The organism is Streptomyces sp. NPDC004327 (assembly GCF_042873935.1).
Taxonomy (GTDB): domain Bacteria; phylum Actinomycetota; class Actinomycetes; order Streptomycetales; family Streptomycetaceae; genus Streptomyces.
In genome coordinates, this window is the sequence record NZ_JBIAME010000011.1 from 95,506 (window position 1) to 121,601 (window position 26,096).

The following is a 26,096-nucleotide window of genomic DNA, read 5'->3' on the forward strand; positions in this document are numbered from 1 at the left end:
GCAGAATGGGGCCATGGACCCCGTCACTGTCGTAGGCCACCGCGGCGACCCCTACCGCGTCCGCGAGAACACCGTCCCGTCGATCCTGTCGGCGATCCGGCGGGGCGCGGACGCGGTGGAGGTCGACGTCCGGCTCACCAAGGACCGGGTGCCGGTGCTGCTGCACGACGACACCCTGAAGCGGCTCTGGGGCCACGACCGGACGCTGGCCTCGCTGACCCACACGGAGCTGACCGGGCTGACCGCGGGCGGCACCCACGGCGCGGTGCCGACGCTGCGCGAGGCGCTGATCGCGGCCGGCACGCACCGGCTGATGCTGGACCTGCCGGGAGCCGACGCGGCGTCGGTCCGCCGAATCGTCGGCACGGTCCGCGAGTGCGGCGCGGCCGAGCGCGTCTACTACTGCGCGGGCGGCGCGGCCATGCTGGACGTACGGGCGGCGGACCCGGGCGCGGAGATCGCGCTGACCTGGAACTCGCTGGCGCCGCCGCGCCGGATGCTGCTCGACGTCGTGCGCCCGCGGTGGCTCAACTACCGGTTCGGGCTCGCGAGTCGGGAGCTGGTGGAGCGGGTGCACCGGGACGGCCTGCTGGTGTCGGTGTGGACGCCGGACACCCGCCGCTCCATGCGTAAGCTGATCCGCGACGGCGTCGACTCGATCACGACCAACCGGGTCGAGACGCTGTCCGCCGTACTGCGACGGGGACACGGGGATTGACGGGGACAGCGGGAACACGCGGGACACCGGGAAGAGCGGGGATACCGGGGACATGGCGGCTCCGGGGGCTGCGGTCCTGGTGGGAGGCCCATCCGTGGGCCGTGGACATCGGCATCGCGCTGCTCGTTCAGGCGGCGGTGACCATGCCGTTCGTGGTGCCGCGCGCGCCCGAGCTGGAGCCGGCGACCTGGCAGGCGTACGGCCTGACGACGCTCACCGTCGTCCCGCTGGTGTGGCGGCGCCGGGCGCCGCTCGCGGTGCTGCTCGGCGTCATGGCGACGAGCGCCCTGTACAAGCTCGCCCTTGAGGGGCCGGGCCAGCCGCTGCCGTACACGGGGCTGCTCAGCCTCTACACGATCGCCGTGCTCTGCCCGGCGTGGAAGCGGCTCGTGTCGGGGCTGCTCGTCCTCGTCGCGGTGCCGGTGTCGGTGTGGCTCAACACCCAGTCGGTGCGCGAACTGACCTTCTCGCTCTTCGTGTTCGGGGCCGCGTACGCCTTCGGGCGGCTCGCGGACGCCCGGCAGCGGGCACACCGGGTCGAGGCGGAGCAGGCCGCGGCCCGCGAACGGGCCAGGATCGCCCGGGAGATGCACGACATCCTGTCGCACGCGGTGAGCCTGATGATCGTGCAGGCGGAGGCCGGGCCGCTCGCGGTGCGGGCCGCGCCCGAGCGGGCGGAGGCGGCCTTCGAGGCGATCTCGGCGACGGGCCGCGACGCCATGGTCCAACTGCGACGGATGCTGGGCGTGCTGCGCGACGAGCAGGACTCCGCCGGACGGTCGCCGCGCGCGCCGCAGCCCGGTCTCGGCGAACTGCCGGAGCTGCTCGCGCGGGTGCGGGGCGGCGGCCTGGACGTGCGGTACGCGACCGAGGGCGCCGAGCGGCCGCTGCCGGAGGCGACCGGGGCGACCGTCTTCCGGATCGTGCAGGAGGCGCTGACCAACGTGGTCAAGCACGCGGAGGCGCGCTCGGTGTCGGTGCGGCTCGGGTACGGGCCCGGCGGGCTGGAGGTCCGGGTGACGGACGACGGGCGCGGGCCGCGCGGCGAGGCGGGGCCGGGCTCCGGCGGCCACGGTCTGCTCGGGGTGCGCGAGCGGGCGGCGGCGCACGGCGGCACGGCGTCGGCCGGGCCGGGCCCGGACGGGCGGGGTTTCGAGGTGCGGGCGGTACTTCCCTTGGAGGCGGGATGACGATCCGGGTGGTCGTGGCGGACGACCAGGAGCTGGTGCGCAGCGGTTTCGCGCTGATCCTGGACGTCCAGGAGGACATCGAGGTGGTCGCGGAGGCCGGCGACGGTGCGGCGGCGGTGGCGGCGGTGCGCCGGCACTCCCCCGACGTGGTGCTGATGGACATCCGGATGCCGGTGATGGACGGCATCGAGGCGTGCCGGACGATCTCCGCCGAGTCGGCCTGCCGGACGGTGATCCTGACGACGTTCGACACCGACGAGTACGTGTACGAGGCGCTGCACGCGGGCGCCAGCGGCTTCCTCCTGAAGGACGTGCGCCGGGACGACCTGGTGCACGCGGTGCGGGTGGTCGCCGCGGGCGAGGCGCTGCTCGCGCCGACGGTGGCGCGGCGCCTGGTGGAGCAGTACACCTCGGCGCCGGCCGCGGCCGGCGCGCGGCGGGCCGATCCGCGTCTGGAGGTGCTGACCGGGCGGGAGCGCGAGACGCTGCTGCTGCTCGCGCGCGGCCTGTCGAACGCGGAGATCGCGGCGGAGCTGGTGGTCAGCGACCACACGGTGAAGACGCACGTGGGGAACGTGCTGGCGAAGCTGGGGCTGCGCGACCGCATCCAGGCGGTGATCTGCGCGTACGAGACGGGCCTGATCACGGCGGGCGCTCCCCCGGCCGGGGGAGCCGGGGGCACGGCCGGCTCCCCCGCGTGGGCGAGGAACTAGGGCGGCGAAGACCGCCGGTGCGGGCGATCCGCGGATCGCCGCCGGTCAGCAGGATGGAGCCATCGAGAACGGCCCCTCCCCACCACGGAGTTGACCATGAAGCACACCACCCGCACGCTGCTCGCCGCCGCCCTGGTCCTGGGCGTCGCGGCGGGCCCGCTGGCCCTCCCGGCCGCCGCCTCCTCCCCCGGCGCCCCGGCCACCGCCGCCACGGCCACCGCCACCGCCCAGGCGCCCCTCTCGCCCGAGGCCCTGGAGCAGGTGATCGCCGGTCTGCCGTCCAAGGACGCGACGGCGGCCCTGGTCCGGGTCGGCGGAACCGAGGGCGCCTGGCAGGGCAGCGCCGGCGTGCACGACCTGCGGACGAACCGCCCGGCGGATCCGGGCGCCCGCTTCCGGGCCGGCTCGGTGACCAAGGTGTTCACGGCCGCGGTCGTCCTCCAGCTCGCGGCCGAGGGCAGGATCGACCTGGACCGCCCGGCCCGCGCGTACCTCCCGGAGCTGATCCCGGCGGCGTACGGCGAGGTGACGGTGCGCCAGCTGCTCAACCACACCCACGGCATCCCGGCGGCGGACCTGCCCGGCGACACGGTCGAGGAGTGGTACGCGCGCCGCTTCGTCCAGTACGACCCGCGCGAGCTGGTCCGCATGGCGACCTCGCAGCCGCGCGAGTTCGCCCCCGGCACGAAGCAGCACTACCTGAACATCGGCTACACGATCGCCGGGCTGATCGTGGAGCGCGTGACGGGCGACTCGTACGAGCACCAGGTGGCCGTGCGGGTGCTGCGCCCGCTCGGGCTGCGCGACACCTCCTTCCCCGGCGCCAGCCCGCGGATCGACGGCCCGCACAACCACGGCTACCAGGTGATGACGCTGGACGACGGGACGACCGGGCTGCGCGATGTCAGCGTCTGGGGCGCCACGGACGGCTGGGCGGCCGGTGACCTGATCTCCACGACCGCCGATCTGGAGCGGTTCACGCGGGCCCTGTTCGCGGGCCGGGTGGTGCGCGGACCGCTCCTGGAGGAGATGTTCACGCTGCCGAAGGTCGAGGACCTCACGACCGGTGACCCGGCCGCGTACTCGGTGGGCCTGTCGATGAAGAAGCTGGGCGGGCGCGAGGTGTGGGGCAAGACGGGCGGCCGCTGGGGCTACAACGCGGCCATCGCCTCGACCCGGCACGGCGAGCGGACCCTCGTCTACAGCGTCAACTCCACCGACGCCAAGGGCAAGGACATGAACCGGGTGGCGCTCGGGCTCATGGTGACGACGTTCGGAATGCCGTCGAAGTGAGCTCCGGCCCGGCCTGCGCCGCTTCGAGGCGCTTGACCAGCCGGCGCACCACGAGCAGCGGCAGGATGCCGAAGACCCCGAAGGACATGTCGATGACCGACCACCAGAAGGGGATGTCGCGGATCGGCCCGCAGATCAGGGCGAGCGGGACGATGCCGGCGCAGGCGATCATGCCGAACTCGATCACCCAGATGTTGCGGACCGGGTCGCGGTAGGGCCCGTAGAAGGCGACGGCGATGACGAGGTGGGCGAAGGCCAGCCAGTCGGTGCCGTAGAGGAGGTACGGGGCGTGGGCGTCGGCTCCTTCGACGCCGCCGCGCACCCGCGCGAGCCACTCGGCGAGCACCGGGAAGGCGTCGCCGACGGGCGCCGCCCAGGAGGACAACGCCTCGTCGGCCAGGCGGAGTTCGGTGACCAGCGGGAAGGCGGTGGCCCCGCTGAGCACCAGACAGACGATGAAGACGACCAGCCAGACGCGGATGCGCTTGAGAAGGGCTCCGGGCCCGTTCGTGTCGCTCATGAGGGCAGCGTACGCCCCTCATGAACACGTTCAAAAAGCGGTACCCCCGCTACGGCGTCCGGTCCGCGGCCGCGTGACCCGCTGCGCCACCGCGTGCGAGAGGGCCGTCGCCCCGGCCGCGACCGCGAGCCCGGCCACCGCGTCCCGGGCGCGCACGGTCCGCAGCACCCCGGCCTTCCGCAGCCGGCCGCGCGCCCAGAGGGTGAAGGGGATGACGAGCAGGGGCGAGGTGACGGATCCGGGGGTGACCCCGCGCACGGCGGCGGCCTGCGCGAGGTGCACCAGGCCGTGCAGCCCGAAGCCGTTCAGCGCGGCCTGGTAGAAGGCGGACCGCCCGCCGGAGCGGCCTCCGGCGACGGCGGCCGAGCCGACGATCACGGCCATCACCGCGACGGCGGCCCGGAACTCGCGGTCGTCGACGGAGCCGAGGGCCTGCCACACCCGCTCGGGCACGGCCGGGAACCGCTCGCGCAGCCGCGGCAGGTTCTCCCGCATCCAGCGCGGCCCGAAGGCGACCTCCTCGGCGTCGTGCAGCGCCCAGGCGGCGAACAGCCCGTAGGTGACAAGGGGGTCGAGGGGGTCGGTCAGATTCTTCCGCATACCCCGGCAACTCACAGGCCGACGATCGAGTTCCAGCGCTTGGCGAACTCGGCGCGCTCCTCCGGCCGGATGTCCCGGGCGATCGCGAGCCGCTTGCGCATCGCTCCGTCGGGGAAGATCAGCGGGTCCTCGGCGAGCGCGGCGAGCTCCTCGTCGCCGGAGTCGGCGAGCACGTCACGGGCGGCGGGGACCGGGCAGACGTAGTTGACCCAGGCGGCGAGCTCGGCCGCGACCTCGGGCTCGTAGTAGTAGTCGATGAGCTGCTCGGCGCTGGTCTTGTGCCCGGCCAGGTTGGGGATCATCAGGGACTCGGCCCACAGCTCGGCGCCCTCCTCGGGCACGACGAACGCGATGTCCGGGTTGTCGGCCTGGAGCTGGATGACGTCGCCGGAGTAGGCCTGGCAGGCGAGCACGTCTCCGGTGGAGAGGTCCTTGATGTAGTCGTTGCCGGTGAAGCGGCGGATGTGCTTCTTGCGGACGAGACCGTCGATCTGGTCGCAGAGCCGGTGGAAGTCGTCGGGGGTCCAGCGGGTGACGTCGACGCCGTTGCCCTGCATGAGCAGCGAGAAGGACTCGTCGAGCCCGGACAGCAGGGTGACCCGGCCGCGCAGGTCGTCGGCCCACAGCTCCTTGGTGGAGCGGATCTCGCGGCCGAGCTTCTTGCGGTTGTACGCGATGCCGGTGATCCCGGACTGCCAGGGCACCGAGTGCAGCCGGCCGGGGTCGAAGGCGGGCTTGCGCAGCAGCGGGTCGAGGTTCCTGGCGACGTTGGGCTGCTTGGCGCGGTCCATCTCCTGGACCCAGCCGAGGCGGACGAAGCGGGCGGCCATCCAGTCGCTGATGACGACGAGGTCGCGGCCGGTCTCCTGGTGGTTCATCAGGGACGGGCTGATCTTGCCGAAGAACTCGTCGTTGTCGTTGATCTCCTCCGTGTAGCGCACGGAGATCCCGGTCCGCTTGGTGAAGCCGTCCAGCGTGGGCCGCTTCGACTTGTCCTTGTCGTCGGTGTCGATGTAGAGCGGCCAGTTGGCGAAGGTCAGCGTCCGGTCGCGGGCGGACAGGTCGCGCCCGGCCCGGTCGCCCGGCTCGACGTACGCGGGCGGGACCCCGCATCCGGCGAGGAGCGCCGCGGCGCCGGTGCCGCCGAGTCCGCGCAGCAGCGCGCGGCGGGACATGGTCTTCCTGGTCGTCCTGTTCACCCGTACAGCTTCCCGGTGGGCGCCGACCAGGGGCAATGGACGGTCCGTCGACTCGAAGGGCGCGGCCCCGACACCCTGTCGATCAAGGGTGCCGGGGCCGCGAGGTGGCCGATCGGACCGGCCGGGGCGAGCAGCGGGGGCTGTCAGCCGAGGGACGTCATCACGTGCTTGATGCGCGTGTAGTCCTCGAAGCCGTACGCCGACAGGTCCTTGCCGTAGCCGGACTTCTTGAAACCGCCGTGCGGCATCTCGGCGACCAGCGGGATGTGGGTGTTGATCCACACGCAGCCGAAGTCGAGCGCCTTGGACATGCGCATGGCGCGGGCGTGGTCCTTCGTCCAGACCGAGGAGGCCAGGGCGTACTCGACGCCGTTGGCGTAGTCGAGGGCCTGGGCCTCGTCGGTGAAGGACTGGACCGTGATGACCGGGCCGAAGACCTCGTTCTGGATGATCTCGTCGTCCTGCTTGAGGCCGGAGACGACGGTCGCCGCGTAGAAGTAGCCCTTGTCGCCGACGCGCTGACCGCCCGCCTCGACCTTGGCGTGCGCCGGGAGGCGGTCGATGAAGCCGGTGACCTGCTTCAGCTGGTTGGCGTTGTTCAGCGGGCCGAACGCCACGTCCTCGTCGTCCGGCTGACCGGTCTTGGTCTCGGACGCGGCCTTCGCCAGCGCGGCGACGAACTCGTCGTGGACGGACTCGTGGACGAGCACGCGGGTGGCGGCGGTGCAGTCCTGGCCGGCGTTGAAGTAGCCGGCACCCGCGACGCCCTCGACGGCCGCGGCGATGTCCGCGTCCTCGAAGACCACGACCGGGGCCTTGCCGCCCAGCTCCAGGTGGACGCGCTTGACGTCCTTGGCCGCCGACTCGGCGACCTGCATGCCGGCGCGGACCGAGCCGGTGATGGAGGCCATCGCCGGGGTCGGGTGCTCGACCATGGCCTTGCCGGTCTCGCGGTCGCCGCAGACGACGTTGAAGACGCCCTTGGGGACGATCGAACCGATGATCTCGGCCATCAGCACGGTCGACGCCGGGGTGGTGTCGGACGGCTTGAGGACGACCGTGTTGCCCGCGGCGAGGGCCGGGGCGAACTTCCACACGGCCATCATCATCGGGTAGTTCCACGGCGCGACCTGGGCACACACGCCCACCGGCTCACGGCGGATGATCGAGGTCATGCCCTCCATGTACTCGCCGGCCGAGCGGCCTTCGAGCAGCCGGGCGGCACCCGCGAAGAAGCGGATCTGGTCCACCATCGGCGGGATCTCCTCGCTCGCGGTGAGAGCGACCGGCTTGCCGGTGTTCTCGACCTCGGCGGCGATGAGCTCCTCGGCGCGCTCCTCGAAGGCGTCGGCGATCTTCAGGAGCACCTTCTGGCGCTCGGACGGCGTGCTGTCACGCCAGGCGGGGAAGGCGGCCGCGGCGGCCTCCATCGCGGCATCGACGTCGGCCTGGCCGGACAGCGGGGAGGTGGCGTACACCTCGCCGGTGGCCGGGTTGATCACGTCGATCGTGCGGCCGTCGGCCGCGTCCCGGAACTCCCCGTTGATGTAGTTGCGCAGCCGGCGCAGCTCGGTGGTCACTTGCCACCCCTCCTGTCACGTTCTGTCTCCGCACTCCGTCGTGCGGCGTCCCGGTGGGCGAGACACCTCAGCCTAATCGGTCCACAGACGCTTTCCATAGCCCCGACCCCCGGCAACTTCGGATTCAGCATGATCCAGAGCCCTGGACAACGAATTTCATCGCTTTGGGGTTGCCAGACTGACGAGGTTCGGTGCACAGTGAGGTCGTGGCCAGTCAAAGCACCCACTCCAGAACCGGAACCGGTTCGTCCCCGACGATCGATGCCGTCTCCCTGGCGATCATCGAACAGCTCCAGGAGGACGGCCGCCGCCCCTACGCCGCCATCGGCAAGGCCGTCGGCCTCTCCGAGGCGGCGGTGAGGCAGCGCGTCCAGAAGCTGCTCGACCAGGGCGTCATGCAGATCGTCGCCGTCACCGACCCGCTCACCGTGGGCTTCCGGCGGCAGGCGATGGTCGGCATCAACGTCGAGGGTGACCTGGATCCGGTCGCCGAGGCTCTGACCGCCATGGCCGAGTGCGAGTACGTGGTGATGACCGCGGGCTCGTTCGACCTCATGGTGGAGGTCGTCTGCGAGGACGACGACCACCTCCTGGATGTGATCAACAAGCGCATCCGCACCCTCCCCGGGGTGCGCTCCACCGAGAGCTTCGTCTACCTGAAGCTCAAGAAGCAGACCTATATGTGGGGAACCCGATAGCCGTGAGCCAGGACCTCTCCAAGACCGCCTACGACCACCTGTGGATGCACTTCACCCGCATGTCGTCGTACGAGAACAACCCCGTCCCCACCATCGTCCGCGGTGAGGGCACCTACATCTTCGACGACAAGGGCAAGCGCTACCTCGACGGCCTCGCCGGCCTGTTCGTGGTGAACGCCGGCCACGGCCGCAAGGAGCTGGCCGAGGTCGCGTACAAGCAGGCCCAGGAGCTCGCGTTCTTCCCCGTGTGGTCGTACGCGCACCCCAAGGCCGTCGAGCTGGCCGAGCGGCTGGCCGGCTACGCCCCGGGCGACCTCAACAAGGTGTTCTTCACCACCGGTGGCGGCGAGGCCGTCGAGACCGCCTGGAAGCTGGCGAAGCAGTACTTCAAGCTCCAGGGCAAGCACACCAAGTACAAGGTCATCTCGCGTGCGGTCGCCTACCACGGCACCCCGCAGGGCGCCCTGTCGATCACCGGTCTGCCGGCCCTGAAGGCCCCCTTCGAGCCGCTGGTCCCCGGCGCGCACAAGGTGCCGAACACCAACATCTACCGCGCCCCGATCCACGGCGACGACCCCGAGGCCTTCGGCCGCTGGGCCGCCGACCAGATCGAGCAGCAGATCCTCTTCGAGGGCCCCGACACCGTCGCGGCCGTCTTCCTGGAGCCGGTCCAGAACGCCGGCGGCTGCTTCCCGCCGCCGCCCGGGTACTTCCAGCGCGTCCGCGAGATCTGCGACCAGTACGACGTGCTGCTCGTCTCCGACGAGACGATCTGCGCCTTCGGCCGCCTCGGCACGATGTTCGCCTGTGACAAGTTCGGCTACGTGCCGGACATGATCACCTGTGCCAAGGGCATGACCTCGGGCTACTCCCCGATCGGCGCCTGCATCGTCTCGGACCGCATCGCCGAGCCGTTCTACAAGGGCGACAACACCTTCCTGCACGGCTACACCTTCGGCGGCCACCCCGTGTCCTCCGCCGTGGCCCTGGCCAACCTCGACATCTTCGACAAGGAGGGCCTGAACCAGCACGTGCTGGACCAGGAGGGCAACTTCTTCTCGACGCTGCAGAAGCTGCACGACCTGCCGATCGTCGGCGACGTCCGCGGCAACGGCTTCTTCTACGGCATCGAGCTCGTCAAGGACAAGGTCACCAAGGAGTCCTTCAACGACGAAGAGGTGGAGCGCGTCCTCTACGGCTACCTCTCCAAGGCGCTGTACGAGAACGGCCTGTACTGCCGCGCCGACGACCGTGGCGACCCGGTCATCCAGCTGGCTCCGCCGCTGATCGCGGACCAGACCACGTTCGACGAGATCGAGCAGATCCTCCGCGCCACCCTCACCGAGGCGTGGACGAAGCTCTGACCGGTCCCGCAGGACCTCACGCCGCCCTCACGGCGTGACCCCGGCCCGGGTATGCCGCCATCCGAGTGGATGACGGGGTACCCGGGCCGCGTGCTGTCCGTACGAACCGACGCGAATCCTTACGGTGCCGGGAAGACCCCAGTGACCGACCGGCCCGCCCCGTCGTTCCCCCATCCAGGGGAACGAACACGGACTGGCTTCGACATCGAGGTGTACGCCATGGCCCCACCGGACAACGACGTGCTCCGGGCGCTTTCCCTGCGCTGCTCGCTCGGCGGCCACGAGGGCGCCACCGACGTCCTCACCGGCATCTCCGTCGGCGTGCGCGAGGGCGAGCTGCTCGCCGTCACCGGCCCCCGCGGCAGCGGCAAGACCACCCTGCTGCGCTGTCTGTCCGGCCAGCTCGTCGCCCAGGAGGGCGAGGTCTGGTTCGACGGCGTCCCGGTGCACACCCTCCCCCGCGCCCGGCGCGAACGGCTCCGCCGCGACCGCTTCGGCTGGATCGACCCCGAGCCCGGGCTCGTCCCCGAACTCACCGCCTGGGAGAACGCCGCCCTGCCGCTGCTGCTGCGCGGGATCTCCCACCGGGCGGCCAGGGCCACGGCCACCGAATGGCTGGAGCGCCTCGACGTCGGCGCCGCCGCCCGCAAACGGCCCGCCGCCCTCCCGCACGCCCAGCGCCAGCGCGTCGCCATCGCCCGCGCCCTCGTCACCACCCCGTCCGTGCTCTTCGCCGACGAGCCGACCGCCACCCTGCACCGCGCCGACGGCGCGCAGGTGCTGCGCACCCTGACCGCGGCCGCCCGCTCGCACGGCATCACCGTGCTGCTCGCGACCCACGACCCCGACGTCGCCGCCCTCGCCGACCGCGCCCTCGCGCTGATCGACGGACGCCACGCCGGCCCCGTACCGCCGGCCACCGGGGCGGAGGGCGTCTCCGCGTGCTCGCTCTCCGTCTAGTCCGCGGGACCCACCCCGCCGTCCAGCTCCGCCGCCTCCTCGTCGCCGCGGCCGCCGCCGGAGTGGGCTTCCTGCTGCTGTGCGCCCTCGGCTACGCCGTCGGCCACCCCGCCAGGTCCGGCGACTCCGTGCTCCGCCTGCTGTGGTGCGTGGCGCCGCTCGCCGCGACCGTGCAGTTCGCGGTGGCCGTGGCCCGCACCGACCCGAGCACCCGGCCGCGCCCCGGGCTCTCCGCGATCGGTCTCGGCCCGGCCCGCCTCACCGCGATCGCCGCCACCTCCACGGCCGTCGCCTGCACCCTCGGCTCGGCCCTCGCGCTGCTCTTCTACCTGCACCTGCGCGGCGACATCACCGGCCTGCCCTTCGACGGCGCGGCCGCGGGCCTGCTCGCCGCCGACCAGCCGGTCCCGCTGGCGGCCGCGCTCACCCTCCTCGCGGTCCCGCCCGTCGCGGCGGCGACCGCGGCCGGCCTGTCCCTGCGGCCCCGGACGGCACCGGCGGCGCGGCCGTCCCCCACCGCCGCCCTGCCCTGGGGCGTGTCGCTCCTCGCGGTGGGCCTGGCCGTGGAGACGTACGCGGCCCGCGGCAGCGGCAGCGGGGTGCTCACCGGCTGGTTCGTCTCCGCGGTGGGCCTCGCGCTGATGGGCCCCGGCCTCACCCACGGCTGCGGGCGTCTGCTCCAGACGCTCCGCCCGGGCGCCGTCCGCCTCCTCGCCGGCCGCGTCCTCATGGACGAGTCCCGGCGGCTCGGCCGCCCGCTCGGCGTGGCCGCGGCGGTCGGCTCGGCGGCGATCGCGGCGGTGGCGCGCTACGGCGGCGCGGCGCTCGGACCGCTGACCTGGCTGGGCGCGGCGGTCGTCGTCGGCTGCACGACGGCGACCCTCCTGACGGCCGCCCTGGAGTCGAAGCAGTCCCGCACGCACACCACCGAGGCGCTGCTGCGCATGGGCGCCCCGCCGACGGTGCTGCGCACGACGGCGCTGTTGCGGGCGGGGGCGCTGCTCGCCGTGTTCGTCCCGCTGACCTGTGCGGTGGGTGTCCTGGCGGCGATCCCGCTCCAGGGCTGAGACCGGCGGCCTATCGTGGCCCCATGACGCACCCGAGCGGCCACGAACGCGAGATCCGTTCCCTCGCCGACTTCGACGCGGCGCTCGGCGCGCCCGGATCGCTCTCCGGGTGCCGGGTGCAGTCCCTGGACCTGACCGACCGCACCTTCGCGCTGCTGTCGGCGTCCACGGCCGGCGCGGTGTTCCTCGGGTGCGCGATGCAGCCGGAGGCGGCGGCCAAGGTCCGCGCGGACGGCGCGCTCGTCTTCCCGCCGGTGCCCGACCTGCCCTTCGACCCGTACCGGGCGCGGCTCTACTCCCCCGGCGAGCTGTACGAGGGGATCACCGCGGAGGCGTACGAGCGGACCCCGGACGCCCGCACGTACGCCTGGTTCCGGCGTACCCGGTCGGACGGCGACATCTTCTCCTCGATGCTCCGCTCCCTGCACGACGACGCGATCTCGGACGCCCTGGACGAGCACCTGGCGGGCGCCCGCGTCGTGGGCGTGATGGGCGGGCACGCGATGGGCCGGGGCGGGGCGGCGTACGCGGGGGCCGCGCGGCTCGGCCGGTCGCTGGCCCGCGCGGGGCTGACGGTGGCGACGGGCGGCGGGCCGGGCGCGATGGAGGCGGCGAACCTGGGCGCGTACACGGCGCCGCTCGCGGACGAGGCCCTGGACGAGGCGCTGGAGCTGCTCGCGAAGGCGCCGTCGTTCACACCGTCCGTCACCGACTGGGCGCGGGCCGCGTTCGAGGTGCGGGCCCGGTGGCCGCGCGGCGGCGACTCGGTCGGCATCCCGACCTGGTTCTACGGGCACGAGCCGACCAACGCGTTCGCGGCCCGCGTCGGCAAGTACTTCGCGAACGCCACCCGCGAGGACGGGCTGCTCGCCCGGTCGAACGCGGGCGTGGTGTTCCTGCCCGGCGCGGCCGGCACGGTCCAGGAGATCTTCGACAACGCGACGCCGAACTTCTACGGCTCACGCGGCGGACCGACCCCGATGGTCCTGGTGAACCGCGCGCACTGGACGGACGAACTGCCGGCCTGGCCGCTGCTGCGCACGCTGGCGGCGGGCCGCCCGATGGCGGCGCGGATCGCGCTGGTCGACTCGGTCGACGAGGCCCCGGCGGCGCTCGCGGAGCTGACGGCTGCCCGACCCGGCGCGTAGGGGCCCTCCCCCGCGCGGTGGAACGGGTGTCGACCGCGGACTGACGCCGTGTACGCCGGGGCGCGCGAGGCTCACGGCATGCCTACCAAGAACTGGCCCGCCTGGGCGGGCCGCGCCGCTCTCGTCTGGTCCCTGCTGTACGCGGCGGGCGCCGCCCTCGCCGCCGCCACCGGTCCCGCGTTCGGCTACGCGCTGCTCGGCAAGGGCACCGGCACGGCCGCCGAGACGGCGACGGCCGCGCTGTACGCCGCGGCCGCCGTCCTCGCGTCCGTCATGCTCGGGCGCCCGGCCGGCCGGTGGCTCCCGGTCGCCGCGTGGGGTGTCGTCGGCCTGTGTCTGTCGTCGGGCTTCGGCTTCCTGCTCGCCCCGGCCCACCTGCTGTTCTTCCTGTCGCGCAACCAGCCGCCCCTGGACCTGGCCGCCCTGGCCAACCAGGCCGTCGCCGTCCTCGGCGCCGTGCTGTGGGCCGGCGCGGCCCTCGCCCACCGCCGCCACCGCCTCGGCACCTGCCCGTACTGCGGCGGCCGCGCCCCGGCCGTCCCGGCGGACGCCCGCCGCGCCGGCCTCGTCGCGGTCGCCGCGCTCGTCCCGTACACGGCCCTGAAGACGATGTGGGCCCTGGGCCTCACCCCGGGCTACACCGGCACCGGCCGGCCGGGCGCCGACCCCCGGTACACCAGCGACCTGGGCCTGTGGCTCTACGACCACGGCGTCGACGTCACCGCGGTCCTCGCCCTCGTCGGCATGGCCCTGGCCCTCGCCCTCACCCGCCCCTGGGGCCGCCGTCTGCCCCGCCCCCTCCTCCTCGCCCTCGGCTGGACGGGCGCCGGCGCCCTCGCCCCGTTCGGCCTCTTCCTGGCCGTCATCGGCCTGCTGACCTGGACCGGCGCCCTCACCACCGGCTCCATCCCCGACCACGCCCCCTGGATCGTCGCGGTGGCCTACGGCGGCTTCTGCCTCTTCGGCCTGGCCCTCGGGCAGTCGACGAGGCTCTACCAGCGGGCGACGCGGAAAAACTGCGCGCGCTGCTGAGCCCGTCCGGGTGAGAATCCGGGGCGATGACGAGAGTGACGGACCTGATGGACGTGTTCGTGTGCGCGGGGTGCGAGGCGGTGCTGACGGCACCGGTGGTGCGGGTCCCGCTTCCTCCGGAAGCCCATGTCTCCTGCGGACACGAGTTCCTGCCTCCGCTGATGGCACCGGGGACCTACGCGGTCGAGCCGCTGCCCTCGGGCCGTCCCTCCCGCATGTGGGAGGACCTCGCGGAGTCGGAGGCGGCCGCCCAGGGGGTGTACGCGCCGGTCTACGGGGTGTCCTTCGGGCCTCGGGACCGGGCCGTCGTCGCACCGGGCGACGTCCGCGGCACCGTACTCGTCCCCGAGCGCTGTGGCGACTCCTGCCTGGGCGTCGTGGCCGGTGAAGGGCCCAACCTGGTGTGCGAGGCATGCGGGTTGCCGGTGGCGTGCCGCGAGGACGACTGCGGGATCTGGTCGGCGGTGTGGTTCGAGCCGGACGCGGTGCGCCGCGTGTCCACCGGTGTGCCCGCTCCCGTAGGGGAGCTGACGCCGCTGCCTCCCGTGGAACCCCCCGGCCGCTGGAGCCCACGCTGGGCGGCGGCCACCGGTGCGGCCCTGGCCCATCTGCTCGCGGCCTCCGACGGCGGGCCGGTGGTCCTGCCCGCCGGGCTCGTCACCGAGCTGCTCGGCCCGGCTGTGAGGGCGCTGCTGCCGGCCGAGGGCCCGGCGAAGCAGGTCGGCCTCGCCGGTCCGGGACTGCCGGGCGACGACCTCGACATCGTGCTCGTCCCGTACGGCGCACCGCCGCCCGTCGGCGCGGCCGCCGTGCCGCTGCCCGACGGCGTCTGGTCTTATCTGGCGCTGCCCGGGGAGACCCGGCCGATACCGGCGTCCGGCACACTGCCGGCCGGCGTGCTGCGCGACGACTATCCGCTGCCGGACCACCCGTGGTCGCTCCTGCGGCCCGACCGCGACGCGTTCCTGTACACGCTGGCCCGGCTGCCCGAGGTCCGGTCGCCGTGGCTGCGCACACTGTACGACCGGGTGTGGACCTCGCCGTACGGCTCGGTGTTCTAGGCCTGCCCTGCCCTGATCCGCCGGACAGGCCCTAGCCCGCGTCGAGCACGACCACCTCGTCCGCGTCGAACACCACGTCCACCTCGGCGCCCGCCTCCGGCGCGTCCCGAAGGGCGAACTCCGCCTCCAGGAGCGGGCCTTCGGCCGGGCGGAGGGTGACGGCGACGTGGTGGCCGCGGAAGGTGCGGGTCTCGACACGGCAGGCGAGGCCCTCGCCCGGGGTGGCGAGGCGGACGCCCGCCGGGCGGACGAGGAGGGGGCGGTCGCCCTGGGGGGAGCCGTCGGGGACCGGGATCTTGCCCCAGACGGTGGTGGCGGCGGCGCCGGTGACGGTGGCCGGGACGACGTTGTCGAAGCCGAGGAAGCGGGCGACGAACTCGGAGGCGGGGCGCCGCCACACCTCAAGGGGCGTACCGGACTGGGCGATGCGGCCGTCGCGCATGACGACGACCCGGTCGGCGAGGGCGAACGCCTCGCCCTGGTCGTGGGTGACGGCGAGCACGGTGGTGCCCAACGCGCCGAAGAGGCCGCGCAGTTCGACGACGAGACGTTCGCGCAGGCCCCGGTCGAGCTGGCCGAGCGGCTCGTCGAGCATGAGGAGCCGGGGCCGCGGGGCGAGGGCGCGGGCGAGGGCGACGCGCTGCTGCTCGCCGCCGGAGAGCGCGGAGACGGCCCGGCGCCCGGCACCGGGCAGACCGACCAGGTCCAGCAACTCGTCGACACGGGTGGCCTGTTCGGCCCTGGACGCGCCGCGCATGCGCAGCCCGAAGGCGACGTTGCCGGCGACGTCGCGCTGCGGGAAGAGCTGGTGGTCCTGGAACATGAGGCCGACACCGCGCCGGTGCACCGGCACCCCGGCCTGGTCGGCGCCGCCGAGCAGCACCCGCCCGCCGTCCAGCGGCTGGAGTCCGGCGACGGCGCGCAGCAGTGTCGACTTGCCGCTGCCGCTCGGCCCCAGCACGCACACGATCTCGTGCTCGGCGACCTCCAGGTCCACCGCGTCCAGGACGGCACGGTCCCCGAAGCGTACGGTCGCGCCGGTCAGCGTCAGCATCAGAACTCCCCCGAGGTCCGGTCGGAGCGGAGCCGTTCGAGGAGCAGCAGGGACACCGCGCACACCACCATGAGAATCGTCGAAAGGGCCATGGCCTGGCCGTAGTTGAGCTCACCGGGCCGGCTCAGCAGCCGGGCGACGGCGACCGGCAGCGTCGGGTTGTCGGGACGGGCGATGAACACGGTCGCGCCGAACTCGCCGAGCGACACCGCGAAGGCGAAGCCTGCGGCGATGAGCAGCGCCCGCCGCACGAGCGGCAGGTCGACCTCCCGCCACGCCCGCCACGGCGAGGCCCCGAGCACGGCCGCCGCCTCCCGCAGCCGTTCGTCCACGGCCCGCAGCACGGGCAGCATGATCCGTACGACGAAGGGCACGCCGACCAGGGCCTGCGCGAGCGGTACGAGGATCCAGCTGGCCCGCAGGTCGAGCGGCGGCTCGTCGAGGGTGATGAGGAAGCCGAAGCCGACGGTGACGGCGGACACCCCGAGCGGCAGCATGAGCAGCGCGTCGAAGCCGCGCACCAGCCGTCCGGCACGCCGGGTGAGCGCGGCGGCGGCGAGACCGCCGATGACGACGGCGATGGCGGTGGCGGCGAGCGCGTACTGGAGCGAGTTGACGATGGTGTCGGTCATCGGCACGAGGAAGGTGCCGTTCTCGTCGACGGACTGCAGTGCCCGGTAGTAGTCGAGGCCGTAGCCGCCGGGCGTGGCGAAGGAGCGTTCGACGAGGACGCCGAGCGGCGCGAGGATCAGCAGCGCGATCAACAGCAGTACCCCGCCGAGCAGCGCCCACTGGCCGGCGCCGCGCGGCCGGCGCGCGGTCCGCTCGGCCGGCACCAGTCTCAGCGCGGTCTCCCGGCGCCGTACCGCGCGGGCGTGCACGGCGAGGATCGCGCCGACCATGACGAACTGCACCAGGGTGAGCACGGCGGCCGTGGACAGCTGGAGCCGGTCGGCGGTCTGCCGGTAGATCTCGGTCTCCAGCGTGGAGTACGTGGGGCCGCCGAGGATCTGCACGATGCCGAAGGAGCTCGCGGTGAACAGGAACACCATGAGCGCGGCGGCGGCCACCGACGGGGCGAGCGCGGGCAGCGTCACCGTCCGCCAGGCCCGCAGCCGGGAGGCGCCGAGCACCCGGGCGGCCTCCTCCTGGCGCGGGTCGAGCTGGGCCCACAGGCCGCCGACGGTGCGGACGACGACCGCGTAGTTGAAGAAGACGTGGGCGAGCAGGATCGCCCACACGCTGGTGTCGAGCCGGACGCCCCACCAGTCGTCGAGCAGCCCGCGGCGGCCCACCAGGGCGAGGAACGCGGTGCCGACCATGACGGTCGGCAGCACGAACGGCACGGTGACGACCGCGCGGAGCAGCTTCTTGCCGGGGAAGTCGAGCCGGGCGAAGACATAGGCGCCGGGCAGCGCGACGAGCAGGGTGAGCGCGGTGGAGGCCAGCGCCTGCCACAGCGTGAACCACAGCACGTCGAGGATGTCGGGCCGGCTCAGCGTCTCCGTGAACCGGCCCAGCGCCCAGTGCCCGTCGGGCCGCAGCCCGCGCTCGACGATCGAGACGACGGGCCAGGCGAAGAACACCGCGAAGAAGACGACGGGCAGGACCATCAGCCCGAGCCGCGTCGCGTTCCCCGCGACGCGGCTGCGGGCCGTACCCCTGCCGCGGGCGGCTACTTCAGGACGAGCGAGGTCCACTGCTGGATCCACTGGTCACGGTTGTCGGCGATCTTCTTCGGCGCCAGCGTCTCCGGCTTGTCGATCACCACGCCGTGCTTGGTGAACAGCTCCGGCAGCGACGCGTCGTTCGCGACGGGGTTGACGAACATCTGCAGCGGCATGTCCTCCTGGAACTTCTTCGAGATCAGGAAGTCGATGAGCGCCTTGCCGCCCTCGGGGTTCCTCGCCCCGTCGAGCAGGCCCGCGAACTCGGTCTGCCGGAAGCAGGTGCCGGTGGACACGCCGGTCGGCGCGACCTTCGGCTGCGGCTCGGAGTACAGCACCTCGGCCGGCGGGGAGGAGGCGTACGACACCACCAGCGGCCGGTCGCCCTTGGCCTTCTTGCCGCCGGAGGAGCCGGAGAACTCCTGGTTGTAGGCGAGCTCCCAGCTGTCGACGGTCTTCACGCCGTTGGCCTTGAGCTTCTTCCAGTAGTCCGGCCACCCGGCGTCGCCGTACTTCGCGGCCGTGCCGAGGAGGAAGCCGAGCCCCGGGGAGGACCGCTCGGGGTTCTCCACGACGAGCAGGTCCTTGTACGCCGGCTTGGCCAGGTCGTCGAAGGTCTGCGGCGGCGCGAGCTTCTTCTGCGCGAAGTACGCCTTGTCGTAGTTGACGCAGATGTCGCCGGAGTCGACCGGGGTGACCCGGTGCCGCGCCTTGTCCAGCTGGAAGGCGTCGGGGATCCGGCCCAGGCCCTTGGCCTCGTACGGCACGAAGATGCCGTTGTCGAGGGCGCGGGACAGCAGCGTGTTGTCGACGCCGAAGAAGACGTCGCCCTGCGGGGCGCCCTTGGTCAGGATCTCCTTGTTGACGGCCTCGCCCGCGTCGCCGCTCTTGAGCACCTTGACCGTGAAACCGGTCTCCTTGGTGAAGGCCGCGAGCACCTCCTTGGAGGCGGCGAAGGAGTCGTGGCTGACGAGCGTCACGGTCTTCGGGGCGGGCTCGCCGGTCTTGCCGGCCGCCCCACGGCCGTCGCTGGTGCCGCAGGCGGCGAGGGTGGTGACGCCGAGCGCGCCGACGAGCGCGGCGGCGGCCGCCTTCCTGATGTTCACGTGAATGTCCTCCTGGGTGTGACCAGAAGGAGACGCGGCCCTGCCCGCTCCCGGGACACCGGGCGCGGGCAGGGCGCAACAGCTCGAGTTACGACCGAACTTCCTACCCGGAATGACCCGGGCGAGGTTCAGAGGGTCTGCGGTCCTACGGTGACCGCACTCTCAGCGCTGTGGCGCTCCCCTGTCGGAATGTGAAGATGTGTTCGAGCTCAGACTACAAGGTCAGCGTTCGGCGGCGGCGAGCTGTCCACAGGCGCCGTCGATCTCCTGACCGCGGGTGTCGCGGACGGTGACCGGCACGCCGTGGGCGGCGATCGCCTCGACGAACGCCTTCTCGTCCTCCGGCCGGGACGCGGTCCACTTGGAGCCCGGGGTCGGGTTCAGCGGGATCAGGTTGACGTGCACCCGCTTGCCCTTGAGCAGCCGGCCCAGCAGGTCACCGCGCCACGCCTGGTCGTTGATGTCCCGGATCAGGGCGTACTCGATGGAGATCCGGCGGCCGGACTTCTCCGCGTACTCCCACGCCGCGTCGAGGACCTCACGGACCTTCCAGCGGGTGTTCACCGGCACGAGGGTGTCGCGCAGCTCGTCGTCCGGGGCGTGCAGCGACACCGCGAGCCGGCACTTGAAGCCCTCGTCGGCGAACCGCAGCATCGCCGGGACCAGACCGACCGTGGAGACGGTGATGCCGCGCTGCGACAGGCCGAGGCCGTCCGGCTCCGGGTCGGTGAGCCGGCGGATGGCGCCGACGACCCGCTTGTAGTTGGCGAGCGGCTCGCCCATGCCCATGAACACGATGTTCGACAGCCGGGCGGGGCCGCCGGGGACCTCGCCGTCGCGCAGCGCGCGCATGCCGTCGACGATCTGGTGGACGATCTCCGCCGTGGACAGGTTGCGGTCGAGACCCGCCTGGCCGGTGGCACAGAACGGGCAGTTCATGCCGCAGCCGGCCTGCGAGGAGATGCACATGGTCACCCGGTCCGGGTAGCGCATGAGCACCGACTCCACGAGCGTGCCGTCGTGCAGCTTCCACAGCGTCTTGCGGGTCGTGTCGTCGTCGCACGACACGTGCCGCACCACCGACATCAGATCGGGCAGCAGCTCGCCCGCGAGCTTCTCGCGCGAGGCGGCCGGGATGTCGGTCCACTCGGCCGGGTCGTGCGCGTACCGCGCGAAGTAGTGCGTGGACAGCTGCTTGGCGCGGAACGGCTTCTCGCCGATCGCGGCGACCGCCTCCTTGCGCTCGGCGGGCGAGAGGTCGGCGAGGTGCCGCGGGGGCTGCTTGGCTCCGCGCGGGGCGACGAAAGTGAGTTCTCCGGGCTTCGGCATGGTCCTACCAGTGTCGCAGACGGATTCCGGGACCGGCGCACCCCGCGAATTGGCCGATCACCGCCTCATGGGGTTGGGTGTTCATGCCAATGAACTGATCTTGGTCCGGCCGGGGCGGCCGGACCGGCACCGCTGAGGAGTCCCAGGTGAAGGCTGTTGTACGGGGGGCCGCCGTCGCGGCGGTACTGGCGCTCGCGCTGACGGCGTGCAAGGACGGGAGCACGGCGGCGAACCCGCCGGCGGGCGGCCCGGGCACGGGAAGCCCGAGCGCCAAGAGCGCGGCCTCGGGCGCGCCCGCCCAGCAGGGCGGCGGGTCTGCGGCTCCCACCGACCACCAGAGCATCACGCCGAACTTCCCGCCGGCGTCGGTGGACGCGACGGGCATGTACGCCGCGCTCCCGGCCGACGGCAGCCTGCAGTCCATGTCCAGCGGCGAAAGCGTCGTGATCCAGGGCGCCGACGCCCTCAAGGGCTGCCCCGAGCTGACGAAGGCGCCGTGCGCCCCCGGGATCCAGGTGGCCGGGCACAAGGACATGGAGTCGCGCAACCCGGACGGGGCGCGGATCGAGTTCAGCCTCCTCTCCTTCGCGGACGAGGCCGGCGCCACCGCGGAGACGAAGGCCCTCGCGGAGCAGAAGCGGAAGCCCGGCGACGCGGACGAGCACCCGGTGAAGCCGCTGACGATGGACACCGGCGCCGAGGAGACCCAGGCGTTCCAGCACGACAACAGCATCGACGTCGTCATGCGCGTCGGCTCCGTCGTGGCCTACGTCATGGCGAGCGACACCTCGCCCGAGAACGTGAAGTACGCGGCGAAGCTCCAGATCGCCCGCGTACAGGCGGTCGCGGCGGGGATCAACCCGGACCGCGGCTGACCGGCGGGCCGTCCGGGCCGGAGGCGACGCGCAAGGGCCCCCGGGCGCGGACTATGCGGAAGGGCCCCCGGCCCGCACTCGAAGGTGCGGGCCGGGGGCCCTTGCGCGAACCCGGTGGACGCGCCGGTCAGCCGCTGCCCACGAACAGCACCAGCAGCAGCCAGACCACCGGCGCCGTCGGCAGCAGCGAGTCCAGCCGGTCCATGATGCCGCCGTGACCGGGCAGCAGCGTGCCCATGTCCTTGATGCCGAGATCACGCTTGATCATCGACTCGCCCAGGTCGCCCAGGGTCGCGCTGGCCGCCACCGCGAGGCCCAGGATCAGGCCCTGCCACCAGGCGCCGTCGTCAATCAGGAACTCCATGCACAGCGCACCCGCCGCCATCGCGAACGTCACCGCGCCGACCAGCCCCTCACGGGTCTTGCCGGGGCTGATGCGCGGCGCCAGCTTGTGCTTGCCGAAGCGCCAGCCGACCGCGTACGCGCCGGTGTCGCTGACCACCGTCAGGAGCAGGAAGGTCAGCACCCGCTGCGGCCCGTCGTCGGCGGTCAGCAGCATCGCCACGAACGTCGCCAGGAACGGCACGTAGAACGCGGCGAACACGCCCGCCGTGACGTCCTTCAGATAGCCCTCGGGCGGCTCCGTCATCCGCCACACGAGAACGGCGAGCGCCGTGAGCGCCATCGCCACCCACGCGCCCTCCGCGCCCCGCACGTAGCCGGCCACGACCATCGCCGCGCCGCCGACCGCGAGCGGCACCAGCGGCGCCTTGATGGCCTTGCGCTCCTGGAGGCGGGACGTCAGCTCCCACAGGCCGACCACGACGGCCACCGCGATGACGCCGACGAACGCCGGCTTCCAGATGAACAGCGACGCGATGATCACCGCGCCGAGGCCCAGGCCGACCCCTATGGCCGCGCCCAGGTCACGGCCGGCGCTCTTCTTCTGCCGCGGCTGCTGCCGGGGCGAGGGCGCGGGCTGGGAGGGGCTGGACATGGGCTCCTGCGGGTGCTCGTGCGGCGTCTGGTCGTGGAACTCTGGTCCGGGGGGAACGGGGTCCCCGTAGCCGTGGTCGTGGAACGGGGGACCGCTCGGCTGAGCGGCCCCCCGGCCGTGATCGTCCTGGTTGTCGTCGGCGGGACCGTCGGACACGATGGGCATGGGCCGAGTCTGCGGCGCCGGGTGCCATTCGTCGGCGGGACCCGCCGGGGCGGGCCCCTGGTCGGGCCCGCCGAATCCGGCTGTGGCCGGGGCCCTCCAGGATGAGTCGTTCATCAGACCTCGAGGAGCTCGGCTTCCTTGTGCTTCAGCAGCTCGTCGACCTGCGCGACGAACTTCGCGGTGAGGTCGTCGAGCTCCTTCTCCGCGCGACGGCCCTCGTCCTCGCCGACCTCGCCGTCCTTGACGGCCTTGTCGATGCTCTCCTTGGCCTTGCGGCGCACGGAGCGGATCGAGATCTTGGAGTCCTCGGCCTTGGTCTTGGCGACCTTGATGTAGTCGCGGCGGCGCTCCTCGGTCAGCTCCGGGAAGTTCACCCGGATGATGCTGCCGTCGTTGCTGGGGTTGACGCCCAGGTCCGAGTCGCGGATGGCCTGCTCGATGTTGCGCAGCGCGCTCTTGTCGAACGGGGTCACCACGGCCATGCGCGGCTCCGGCACCGAGAACGACGCCAGCTGGTTGATGGGGGTGAGAGCGCCGTAGTAGTCGGCCACGATCTTGTTGAACATCGCCGGGTGCGCACGGCCGGTGCGGATCGCCGCGAAGTCCTCCTTGGCGACCACGACGGCCTTCTCCATCTTCTCCTCGGCCTCGAGGAGGGTCTCTTCGATCACCACTTGCTCCTGCGTGTCGTCGCGTTGTGTCCTGCACGGTGTACGACCGGCAGGGCTCTGTCCATCCCCCTCGCGGGGTCCCTCACCCGCGTGGGTCGGTTCCCGGACCTGGTCAGGCCCGGGTGCCCTCGTCGCTCACGAGCGTGCCGATCTTCTCACCCTTCACCGCGCGCGCGATATTGCCCTCGGCGAGCAGTTCGAAGACGAGGATCGGCAGCTTGTTGTCACGGCACAGGGTGATGGCGGTGGCGTCGGCGACCTTGAGGTCGCGGGAGAGCACCTCGCCGTACTCCAGCGCGTCGAACTTCACCGCGTCCGGGTTGGTCTTCGGGTCCGAGTCGTAGACCCCGTCGACACCGTTCTTGCCCATCAGCAGGGCCTCGGCGTCGATCTCCAGAGCACGCTGGGCGGCGGTCGTGTCGGTGGAGAAGTAGGGCATGCCCATGCCGGCGCCGAAGATCACGACGCGGCCCTTCTCCAGGTGACGCACCGCGCGCAGCGGGATGTACGGCTCGGCGACCTGGCCCATCGTGATGGCGGTCTGGACCCGGGAGACGATGCCCTCCTTCTCCAGGAAGTCCTGGAGGGCGAGGCAGTTCATCACCGTGCCGAGCATGCCCATGTAGTCGGAGCGCGCCCGGTCCATGCCGCGCTGCTGGAGCTCGGCGCCGCGGAAGAAGTTGCCGCCGCCGATGACGACCGCGATCTCCGCGCCGTCGCGGACGACCGCGGCGATCTCACGCGCGATGGCGTGCACGACATCCGGGTCGACCCCGAGGCCGTGGCCCCCCGAGAAAGCCTCGCCGGACAGCTTCAGCATGAAGCGGCCGACCTTTTTGCCGTTGTTGTCGTCGCCCTGTTCGGCGCGCTGATTCATGGAGATCTCCTCGTGCACATACCAAGAAGGCCATTGCCCTGGGTCCTTACGGTTTCCCCTGTGGCAATGGCCTCCTCGTCAGATCCGCGGCCGTCCGGCGCGAACGCGGGCAGCTGCCTCAGACCCTACCGGGGTCCGGTGTCCGTTGCGTACGGACTCAGATGCCGACCTTGATGCGGGCGAAGCGCTTCAGGGTGACACCGGCCTCGTCCAGGACCTTCTGGACGGACTTCTTGTTGTCAAGGGCGTACGGCTGGCCGAGCAGCGTGGCGTCCTTGAAGAAGCCGTTGACGCGACCCTCGACGATCTTGGCGATCGCGGCCTCGGGCTTGCCCTCGGCGCGGGTGGTCTCCTCGGCGATGCGACGCTCGGTCTCGACGACCTCGGCCGGGATGTCCTCGCGGGTGAGGTACTTCGGGGCGAACGCGGCGATGTGCTGCGCGATGCCCTTGGCGACCTCGGCGTTCTCCTTGTCGAGCTCGACCAGGACACCGATCTGCGGCGGCAGGTCGGGCATCGTCTTGTGCATGTACGCGGCGACGTAGCCGTCGGCGTACTGCGCGAAGCGGTCGAGGACGATCTTCTCGCCGAGGTTGGCGTTGGCCTCGTCGACGTACGCCTGGACGGTCTTGCCGGGCTCGATCTCGGAGGCGAGCAGGGCGTCGATGTCGGCCGGCGAGGTGGCGGCGACGTGCGCGGCCAGCGCGTTGGCGACGGCGAGGAACTTGTCACCCTTGGCGACGAAGTCCGTCTCGCACTTCAGCTCGACCAGGACACCGGAGGTGTTGTCCTCGGCGATGATGGAGACCACGGCGCCGTTCTCGGCGGAGCGGCCCTCGCGCTTGGCGACGCCCTTCTGGCCCTTGATGCGCAGGGCCTCGACGGCCTTGTCGACGTCGCCTTCGGCCTCGTCCAGGGCCTTCTTGCAGTCCATCATGCCGGCGCCGGTGAGCTCGCGGAGCTTCTTGACGTCAGCGGCGGTGTAGTTCGCCATGAGTCTGTTTCTCTCTCGAAGTCTGAAAGATCGGGCGGGTCCACGGGTGGACGGCGGGGGCTTCGTGGGCCCCCGCCGTCACTACCCGAAGGTCCTCAGGGACCGGAAGGGTCAGGCCTGCTCGGCGTCGGCGGCCGGCGCCTCGGCGGCCGGAGCCTCGGTGGCCTCGGCGGCCGGAGCCTCGACGGCCTCGGCGGCGGCCGGAGCCTCGTCAGCCTTCTTCTCGCCCTCGAGCAGGTCGCGCTCCCACTCGGCGAGCGGCTCGCCGGCGGCCTTCTCGCCCGGCTTCGAGTCGCCGGTCGCGGCACCGGAACGGGCGATGAGGCCCTCGGCGACGGCGTCGGCGATCACGCGGGTGAGCAGGGTGACGGAGCGGATCGCGTCGTCGTTGCCCGGGATCTTGTAGTCGACCTCGTCGGGGTCACAGTTGGTGTCGAGGATCGCGACGACCGGGATGTTGAGCTTGCGAGCCTCGCCGACGGCGATGTGCTCCTTCTTGGTGTCGACGATCCAGACGGCGCTCGGCACCTTCTGCATCTCGCGGATACCACCAAGGGTCTTCTCCAGCTTGGCCTTCTCGCGGGAGAGGACCAGGAGCTCCTTCTTGGTGAGGCCCGACGCGGCCACGTCCTCGAAGTCGATCTGCTCGAGCTCCTTGAGGCGCTGCAGACGCTTGTAGACGGTGGAGAAGTTGGTGAGCATGCCGCCCAGCCAGCGCTGGTTGACGTACGGCATGCCGACGCGGGTCGCCTGCTCGGCGATGGCCTCCTGCGCCTGCTTCTTCGTACCGACGAACATGATGGAGCCACCGTGCGCGACGGTCTCCTTGACGAACTCGAAGGCGCGGTCGATGTACGACAGCGACTGGAGCAGGTCGATGATGTAGATGCCGTTGCGCTCCGTGAAGATGAAGCGCTTCATCTTCGGGTTCCAACGACGGGTCTGGTGACCGAAGTGGACGCCGCTCTCCAGCAGCTCCCGCATCGTGACGACGGCCATGGCCATCTCCTTGGTTTCTCGGTTGTTTTCCTGACGCCCCGGCGCGCCGTGCCACAAGGGACCGAAAGGCGCTGCCACCCGTCACGAGGACCGATGGCGGGGCGTGCGAAGTCGACCCGGTGACCCGGGTCGCCATGGAAAGTGTACGGGACCCCGGGAGCGCCGGGTGACGGCGTTGTCCACAACCGGCGCCTTGTCCACAGATTCCGCTGATGCCGG

The 26,096-nt window shown here is 72.2% G+C and carries 25 protein-coding genes and 1 riboswitch; of the genes, 12 read left to right on the forward strand and 13 right to left on the reverse strand.

What is annotated here, in order from left to right; all coding sequences use genetic code 11:
• Positions 1–13: 13 nt before the first annotated feature.
• The 4 genes from ACFYU9_RS32145 to ACFYU9_RS32160 all read left to right on the forward strand — a co-directional run bounded on the left by ACFYU9_RS32145 (position 14) and on the right by ACFYU9_RS32160 (position 3,914).
• On the forward strand, positions 14–718 hold the full coding sequence (locus tag ACFYU9_RS32145) for a glycerophosphodiester phosphodiesterase (RefSeq protein WP_389347149.1): 705 nt from the start codon (positions 14–16) through the stop codon (positions 716–718).
• Between the two features lie 143 nt (positions 719–861).
• On the forward strand, positions 862–1,908 hold the full coding sequence (locus tag ACFYU9_RS32150; protein ID WP_389209238.1) for a sensor histidine kinase: 1,047 nt from the start codon (positions 862–864) through the stop codon (positions 1,906–1,908).
• Entirely contained in the window at positions 1,905–2,621 is a 717-nt protein-coding gene (locus ACFYU9_RS32155; protein WP_389209034.1) for a response regulator, read from the forward strand. Before ACFYU9_RS32150 ends, ACFYU9_RS32155 begins: the two co-directional genes overlap by 4 nt.
• Before the next feature lie 96 nt (positions 2,622–2,717).
• A complete protein-coding gene (locus ACFYU9_RS32160) occupies positions 2,718–3,914 on the forward strand; it encodes a serine hydrolase domain-containing protein (RefSeq protein ID WP_389347150.1) in 1,197 nt (398 codons plus the stop codon).
• Here the strand turns inward: ACFYU9_RS32160 and ACFYU9_RS32165 are convergent.
• The 4 genes from ACFYU9_RS32165 to ACFYU9_RS32180 all read right to left on the reverse strand — a co-directional run bounded on the left by ACFYU9_RS32165 (position 3,880) and on the right by ACFYU9_RS32180 (position 7,813).
• The gene (locus tag ACFYU9_RS32165) at positions 3,880–4,434 is read right to left on the reverse strand and encodes a hypothetical protein (protein ID WP_389347152.1); all 555 of its coding nucleotides are present in this window, start codon (positions 4,432–4,434) and stop codon (positions 3,880–3,882) included. The genes ACFYU9_RS32160 and ACFYU9_RS32165 overlap by 35 nt on opposite strands.
• A 30-nt stretch (positions 4,435–4,464) precedes the next feature.
• The gene (locus ACFYU9_RS32170) at positions 4,465–5,034 is read right to left on the reverse strand and encodes an HXXEE domain-containing protein (RefSeq protein WP_389209029.1); all 570 of its coding nucleotides are present in this window, start codon (positions 5,032–5,034) and stop codon (positions 4,465–4,467) included.
• An 11-nt stretch (positions 5,035–5,045) separates the two neighbouring features.
• Positions 5,046–6,209 (reverse strand): PotD/PotF family extracellular solute-binding protein, encoded by a 1,164-nt coding sequence (locus tag ACFYU9_RS32175; RefSeq protein WP_389347274.1) that lies wholly within the window; start codon positions 6,207–6,209, stop codon positions 5,046–5,048.
• A 167-nt stretch (positions 6,210–6,376) separates the two neighbouring features.
• On the reverse strand, positions 6,377–7,813 hold the full coding sequence (locus ACFYU9_RS32180; RefSeq protein ID WP_389347154.1) for a gamma-aminobutyraldehyde dehydrogenase: 1,437 nt from the start codon (positions 7,811–7,813) through the stop codon (positions 6,377–6,379).
• Positions 7,814–8,019: 206 nt separating this feature from the next.
• Here ACFYU9_RS32180 and ACFYU9_RS32185 point away from each other — a divergent pair, with 206 nt between their 5' ends.
• From ACFYU9_RS32185 to ACFYU9_RS32215, 7 genes are all read left to right on the forward strand, one after another.
• Positions 8,020–8,511, forward strand: a complete 492-nt coding sequence (locus ACFYU9_RS32185; RefSeq protein WP_389209025.1) for an Lrp/AsnC family transcriptional regulator — start codon at positions 8,020–8,022, stop codon at positions 8,509–8,511.
• Positions 8,496–9,875, forward strand: a complete 1,380-nt coding sequence (locus ACFYU9_RS32190) for an aspartate aminotransferase family protein (protein ID WP_389209023.1) — start codon at positions 8,496–8,498, stop codon at positions 9,873–9,875. Before ACFYU9_RS32185 ends, ACFYU9_RS32190 begins: the two co-directional genes overlap by 16 nt.
• A 219-nt stretch (positions 9,876–10,094) precedes the next feature.
• Positions 10,095–10,835: an ABC transporter ATP-binding protein gene (locus ACFYU9_RS32195; protein ID WP_389347155.1), complete on the forward strand. Its 741-nt coding sequence runs from the start codon at positions 10,095–10,097 to the stop codon at positions 10,833–10,835.
• Positions 10,817–11,902, forward strand: a complete 1,086-nt coding sequence (locus tag ACFYU9_RS32200) for a hypothetical protein (protein ID WP_389209019.1) — start codon at positions 10,817–10,819, stop codon at positions 11,900–11,902. Before ACFYU9_RS32195 ends, ACFYU9_RS32200 begins: the two co-directional genes overlap by 19 nt.
• A gap of 23 nt (positions 11,903–11,925) precedes the next feature.
• Entirely contained in the window at positions 11,926–13,050 is a 1,125-nt protein-coding gene (locus tag ACFYU9_RS32205; RefSeq protein WP_389347157.1) for an LOG family protein, read from the forward strand.
• 78 nt (positions 13,051–13,128) lie between these two features.
• The gene (locus ACFYU9_RS32210; protein WP_389347159.1) at positions 13,129–14,082 is read left to right on the forward strand and encodes a hypothetical protein; all 954 of its coding nucleotides are present in this window, start codon (positions 13,129–13,131) and stop codon (positions 14,080–14,082) included.
• 26 nt (positions 14,083–14,108) lie between these two features.
• Complete coding sequence (locus ACFYU9_RS32215; protein ID WP_389347161.1) at positions 14,109–15,143, forward strand: hypothetical protein; 1,035 nt, start codon at positions 14,109–14,111, stop codon at positions 15,141–15,143.
• Positions 15,144–15,174: 31 nt separating this feature from the next.
• Here ACFYU9_RS32215 and ACFYU9_RS32220 read toward each other — a convergent pair whose 3' ends face one another.
• The 4 genes from ACFYU9_RS32220 to rlmN all read right to left on the reverse strand — a co-directional run bounded on the left by ACFYU9_RS32220 (position 15,175) and on the right by rlmN (position 20,299).
• Complete coding sequence (locus tag ACFYU9_RS32220) at positions 15,175–16,197, reverse strand: ABC transporter ATP-binding protein (protein ID WP_389347163.1); 1,023 nt, start codon at positions 16,195–16,197, stop codon at positions 15,175–15,177.
• Positions 16,197–17,810, reverse strand: coding sequence for an ABC transporter permease (locus ACFYU9_RS32225; protein WP_389347276.1), 1,614 nt, complete (start codon positions 17,808–17,810; stop codon positions 16,197–16,199). The genes ACFYU9_RS32220 and ACFYU9_RS32225 overlap by 1 nt, the downstream gene beginning before the upstream one ends.
• Before the next feature lie 62 nt (positions 17,811–17,872).
• Positions 17,873–18,970 (reverse strand): thiamine ABC transporter substrate binding subunit, encoded by a 1,098-nt coding sequence (locus tag ACFYU9_RS32230; RefSeq protein ID WP_389209010.1) that lies wholly within the window; start codon positions 18,968–18,970, stop codon positions 17,873–17,875.
• An 82-nt stretch (positions 18,971–19,052) separates the two neighbouring features.
• Positions 19,053–19,163: riboswitch (TPP riboswitch) on the reverse strand.
• 29 nt (positions 19,164–19,192) lie between these two features.
• Positions 19,193–20,299 (reverse strand): 23S rRNA (adenine(2503)-C(2))-methyltransferase RlmN, encoded by a 1,107-nt coding sequence (gene rlmN / locus ACFYU9_RS32235; protein ID WP_389209008.1) that lies wholly within the window; start codon positions 20,297–20,299, stop codon positions 19,193–19,195.
• Positions 20,300–20,445: 146 nt separating this feature from the next.
• On the opposite strand from rlmN, the gene ACFYU9_RS32240 reads away from it, so the two are divergent.
• Positions 20,446–21,174 carry a hypothetical protein gene (locus ACFYU9_RS32240; protein WP_389347165.1) on the forward strand — a complete coding sequence of 243 codons (729 nt, stop codon included), beginning with the start codon at positions 20,446–20,448 and terminating at the stop codon, positions 21,172–21,174.
• A gap of 127 nt (positions 21,175–21,301) precedes the next feature.
• Here ACFYU9_RS32240 and ACFYU9_RS32245 read toward each other — a convergent pair whose 3' ends face one another.
• The 5 genes from ACFYU9_RS32245 to rpsB form a co-directional block, all read right to left on the reverse strand.
• The gene (locus ACFYU9_RS32245; protein WP_389209004.1) at positions 21,302–22,450 is read right to left on the reverse strand and encodes a phosphatidate cytidylyltransferase; all 1,149 of its coding nucleotides are present in this window, start codon (positions 22,448–22,450) and stop codon (positions 21,302–21,304) included.
• Entirely contained in the window at positions 22,450–23,007 is a 558-nt protein-coding gene (frr, locus tag ACFYU9_RS32250; protein ID WP_389209002.1) for a ribosome recycling factor, read from the reverse strand. The genes ACFYU9_RS32245 and frr overlap by 1 nt, the downstream gene beginning before the upstream one ends.
• A gap of 112 nt (positions 23,008–23,119) precedes the next feature.
• Positions 23,120–23,884, reverse strand: coding sequence for a UMP kinase (gene pyrH, locus ACFYU9_RS32255; RefSeq protein WP_389209000.1), 765 nt, complete (start codon positions 23,882–23,884; stop codon positions 23,120–23,122).
• A 157-nt stretch (positions 23,885–24,041) separates the two neighbouring features.
• A complete protein-coding gene (tsf, locus tag ACFYU9_RS32260) occupies positions 24,042–24,878 on the reverse strand; it encodes a translation elongation factor Ts (protein ID WP_389208998.1) in 837 nt (278 codons plus the stop codon).
• A gap of 111 nt (positions 24,879–24,989) precedes the next feature.
• A complete protein-coding gene (gene rpsB, locus ACFYU9_RS32265; protein ID WP_389208996.1) occupies positions 24,990–25,877 on the reverse strand; it encodes a 30S ribosomal protein S2 in 888 nt (295 codons plus the stop codon).
• Positions 25,878–26,096: the final 219 nt, after the last annotated feature.

Bases quoted from the DNA above. Each gene is read 5' to 3' on its own strand.
- ACFYU9_RS32145 (WP_389347149.1), top strand. From the start codon at position 14: ATGGACCCCGTCACTGTCGTAGGCCACCGCGGCGACCCCTACCGCGTC.
- ACFYU9_RS32150 (WP_389209238.1), top strand. From the start codon at position 862: ATGCCGTTCGTGGTGCCGCGCGCGCCCGAGCTGGAGCCGGCGACCTGG.
- ACFYU9_RS32155 (WP_389209034.1), top strand. From the start codon at position 1,905: ATGACGATCCGGGTGGTCGTGGCGGACGACCAGGAGCTGGTGCGCAGC.
- ACFYU9_RS32160 (WP_389347150.1), top strand. From the start codon at position 2,718: ATGAAGCACACCACCCGCACGCTGCTCGCCGCCGCCCTGGTCCTGGGC.
- ACFYU9_RS32165 (WP_389347152.1), bottom strand. From the start codon at position 4,434: ATGAGCGACACGAACGGGCCCGGAGCCCTTCTCAAGCGCATCCGCGTC.
- ACFYU9_RS32170 (WP_389209029.1), bottom strand. From the start codon at position 5,034: ATGCGGAAGAATCTGACCGACCCCCTCGACCCCCTTGTCACCTACGGG.
- ACFYU9_RS32175 (WP_389347274.1), bottom strand. From the start codon at position 6,209: ATGTCCCGCCGCGCGCTGCTGCGCGGACTCGGCGGCACCGGCGCCGCG.
- ACFYU9_RS32195 (WP_389347155.1), top strand. From the start codon at position 10,095: ATGGCCCCACCGGACAACGACGTGCTCCGGGCGCTTTCCCTGCGCTGC.
- ACFYU9_RS32205 (WP_389347157.1), top strand. From the start codon at position 11,926: ATGACGCACCCGAGCGGCCACGAACGCGAGATCCGTTCCCTCGCCGAC.
- ACFYU9_RS32210 (WP_389347159.1), top strand. From the start codon at position 13,129: ATGCCTACCAAGAACTGGCCCGCCTGGGCGGGCCGCGCCGCTCTCGTC.
- ACFYU9_RS32215 (WP_389347161.1), top strand. From the start codon at position 14,109: ATGACGAGAGTGACGGACCTGATGGACGTGTTCGTGTGCGCGGGGTGC.
- ACFYU9_RS32220 (WP_389347163.1), bottom strand. From the start codon at position 16,197: ATGCTGACGCTGACCGGCGCGACCGTACGCTTCGGGGACCGTGCCGTC.
- ACFYU9_RS32225 (WP_389347276.1), bottom strand. From the start codon at position 17,810: ATGGTCCTGCCCGTCGTCTTCTTCGCGGTGTTCTTCGCCTGGCCCGTC.
- rlmN (WP_389209008.1), bottom strand. From the start codon at position 20,299: ATGCCGAAGCCCGGAGAACTCACTTTCGTCGCCCCGCGCGGAGCCAAG.
- ACFYU9_RS32245 (WP_389209004.1), bottom strand. From the start codon at position 22,450: ATGAACGACTCATCCTGGAGGGCCCCGGCCACAGCCGGATTCGGCGGG.
- pyrH (WP_389209000.1), bottom strand. From the start codon at position 23,884: ATGAATCAGCGCGCCGAACAGGGCGACGACAACAACGGCAAAAAGGTC.
- tsf (WP_389208998.1), bottom strand. From the start codon at position 24,878: ATGGCGAACTACACCGCCGCTGACGTCAAGAAGCTCCGCGAGCTCACC.
- rpsB (WP_389208996.1), bottom strand. From the start codon at position 25,877: ATGGCCGTCGTCACGATGCGGGAGCTGCTGGAGAGCGGCGTCCACTTC.